Below are 2,773 nucleotides of genomic sequence, written 5' to 3' on the forward strand. Positions count from 1 at the left end.
GCACCGCCTCCAGCCGCGCCGCGTCCGCCACCGCCCAGTGATCCGGCGTGCTCCAGCCGTCCAGCGCGGCCGCGACCGGCTCCACCACCGCCGGCCGGCCGAGCGCCACGAACACCCAGCTGCCTTCCTTGCGCCGCTCCAGCAGGCCGGCATCGGCGAGAATCTTGACGTGGCGGCTGACGCGCGGCTGCGACTGGCCCAGCACCTGCGCCAGCTCGCCCACCGACAGCTCGCCGCGACGCACCAGCGCGAACAGGCGCAGCCGGGTCGCGTCGGCGAGCGCGCGGAAGATGGCGAGCGGCGGGGTCACGGCACGTCATATAAAGAAATCTTTATATGAGGTCAATCGAACCCACCCCCGCCCCGGGCGTTGTCGGCCACGTCATTTCCGGAGGTCCAAACATGAAGCGCGTCCTTGCCCTTCTTCCCCTCATGCTCGCCGCCTGCTCGCAAACCGATCAGGCCAAGACGCAAGCCGACGCCAACGCGATCGGCGCCGACGCGGCGGCGACCACCCGCAACGCGGTGCAGGATGTCGACGCCGCCACCCACGACGCGCTCGCCAAGGCGGGCAACGCGATCGACAAGGCAGGCAACAGCGTCGATCGCCACGGCGACACGCTCAACAACAAGCTGGACCGCGCCGGCGACGACGCCGATCACGCCAAGCACGCGACCGGCGAGGTGCTCAAGAATGTCGGCAACGCGATGTAGGGGCGCAATGGCGACCCTGTTCCTCACCCTGGCGCTGAGCGCCTGTTCGTCACCCGAGGGACAGGCCGGGCCCGCCCCCGACGATCAGCGCCAACTGAACGATGCGGCCGCGATGCTGGATGCGAACAGCGTCGGCCTGAACGCCGTGACCTCGAATGAAAGCACCCCATGACCCTGCCCATCACCCGGCGACGCCTCGGCTCGACCGATCTCAAGATCACCCCGCTGGTGCTCGGCGGCAACGTGTTCGACTGGACCGCCGATCGCGACGCCAGCTTCGCCGTGCTCGACGCGTTCGTCGATGGCGGCGGGGTGCTGATCGACACCGCCGACGTCTATTCCGCCTGGGTACCCGGCCATCGCGGCGGCGAGTCGGAGACGGTGCTGGGCGAATGGCTGAAGACGTCGGGCAAGCGCGACGACGTGCTGATCGCGAGCAAGGTCGGCATGCTGCCGGTGGACGGTCAGGAGCTTGCCCCGGCCAACATCGCCGCCGCCTGCGAGGCCTCGCTCCGGCGGCTCGGCACCGATCGGATCGATGTCTATTTCGCGCATCGCGATGACGAGAACACGCCGCAGGAGGAGGTGCTCACCGCGTTCGGCCGACTGGTCGACGCCGGCAAGGTGCGCGTCATCGGCGCCTCCAACTTCAGCGCCGCGCGGCTTAAGTCCGCCATCGACCTGTCGCGTGACGGCAGCCTGCCGCGCATCCATGTGCTGCAGCCCGAGTACAATCTCGTCAGCCGCCACCGGTTCGAAGGCGAGCTGCAGGATTTCTGCCTGCAGGAGAATATCGGCGTCGTGCCCTATTACGGCCTCGCCTCGGGCTTCCTCACCGGCAAATACCGCTCCGCCGCCGACCAGGGCCAGAGCATTCGGGGCACCCGCATGACCGAACTGCTCGCCGGCAAGGGCCTGGACATGCTCGCCGCGCTGGACGCGATCGCCGCCGAGACCGGCGCCACGCTCGCGCAGATCGCGCTCGCCTGGCTGATCGCACAGCCTGGCATTTCCGCCCCCATCGCCAGCGCCACCAGCGCGACTCAGCTCGCCGAGCTACTCCCCGCGATGACGCTGGATCTCACGCCTGACCAGCTCGACCGCCTCACTGACGCGGGAGCGTAACTCACCAACGCGAAAAGGGCGACGCGGCCTCCCGCGTCGCCCTTTCCTCCACCATCAGCCGGCGGTGCCTAGCCCTGCACCTCGACCATGTGTGCCACCTTGCGGATCATGCCGCGCACCTCGGGCGTGTCGGTCAGCTCCGAAACGCGGTGCATCTTGTTGAGCCCCAGCCCGATCAGCGTCGCCCGCTGATCGGCGGTGCGGCGGATGGGCGAGCCCGTCTGCTTGATCTTGATCGTCGCCATGCCCGTCACTCCACCCCAATCCTTACTCAACAAGCGCCGCGGCGTCCGCCTCGGCGGTCTCGGCCGTCTGGCCCGCGCCGCGGCCGAGCAGGTCGGCGATCTTCTTGCCGCGCCGCTGCGCCACCGCCTTGGGACTGGTCTGGTCGCCCAGCCCCGCAAAGGTCGCGCGGATCATGTTATAGGGATTGGAGGTGCCGATCGACTTGGTAACGACGTCCGCCACGCCCAGCGCCTCGAAGATCGCACGCATCGGGCCGCCGGCAATGATGCCAGTGCCCTGCGGCGCCGCGCGCAACGTCACCCGACCCGCGCCGAAATGACCGTTCGCGTCATGATGCAGCGTCCGGCCTTCCTTTAACGGCACGCGGACCATCGCCTTCTTGGCCGCCGCCGTACCCTTGGAGATCGCCTCGGGCACCTCGCGCGCCTTGCCGTGGCCAAAGCCGACACGGCCCTTGCCGTCACCTACGATGACGAGTGCCGCGAAGCCGAAGCGCTTGCCGCCCTTCACCGTCTTGGACACGCGGTTGATATGGACGAGCTTCTCGATCAGCTCCTCCCCACCCTCGTCGCGCGGGCCGCCGCCGTCGCGCCGCGCACGGTTGTTGTTGGGGCCGCCGCGATTGCCGCCGGGGCCGCCACGACCACGGTTGCCACCACCGCCGCCCGGACCACCGCGTCCGCGACCA

6 protein-coding genes are annotated in these 2,773 nt (G+C 69.2%); 3 read left to right on the plus strand and 3 right to left on the minus strand.

The genetic code is table 11. The annotated features are described in order from the left end of the window. Nucleotides 1-310, minus strand: a 310-nt coding sequence (locus HUU95_RS13335; RefSeq protein ID WP_174280548.1) for an ArsR/SmtB family transcription factor, incomplete at its 3' end; no start/stop codon positions are given. Nucleotides 311-402: 92 nt separating this feature from the next. Between HUU95_RS13335 and HUU95_RS13340 the strand changes: the two genes are divergently transcribed. The 3 genes from HUU95_RS13340 to HUU95_RS13350 are packed head-to-tail and all read left to right on the plus strand — an operon-like array spanning nt 403 to nt 1,839. Further along, nucleotides 403-714 carry a hypothetical protein gene (locus HUU95_RS13340; protein ID WP_174280549.1) on the plus strand — a complete coding sequence of 104 codons (312 nt, stop codon included), beginning with the start codon at nt 403-405 and terminating at the stop codon, nt 712-714. A 7-nt stretch (nt 715-721) separates the two neighbouring features. Further along, the gene (locus HUU95_RS13345) at nt 722-886 is read left to right on the plus strand and encodes a hypothetical protein (RefSeq protein ID WP_174280550.1); all 165 of its coding nucleotides are present in this window, start codon (nt 722-724) and stop codon (nt 884-886) included. Further along, complete coding sequence (locus tag HUU95_RS13350; RefSeq protein WP_174280551.1) at nt 883-1,839, plus strand: aldo/keto reductase; 957 nt, start codon at nt 883-885, stop codon at nt 1,837-1,839. The genes HUU95_RS13345 and HUU95_RS13350 overlap by 4 nt, the downstream gene beginning before the upstream one ends. A gap of 68 nt (nt 1,840-1,907) precedes the next feature. Here HUU95_RS13350 and rpmD read toward each other — a convergent pair whose 3' ends face one another. Then, complete coding sequence (gene rpmD / locus HUU95_RS13355) at nt 1,908-2,084, minus strand: 50S ribosomal protein L30 (RefSeq protein WP_174280552.1); 177 nt, start codon at nt 2,082-2,084, stop codon at nt 1,908-1,910. Nucleotides 2,085-2,106: 22 nt separating this feature from the next. Next, nucleotides 2,107-2,773, minus strand: a 667-nt coding sequence (gene rpsE, locus HUU95_RS13360; RefSeq protein WP_254602801.1) for a 30S ribosomal protein S5, incomplete at its 5' end; no start/stop codon positions are given.

Source organism: Sphingomonas bacterium (assembly GCF_903643065.1).
Lineage (GTDB): Bacteria > Pseudomonadota > Alphaproteobacteria > Sphingomonadales > Sphingomonadaceae > Sphingomonas.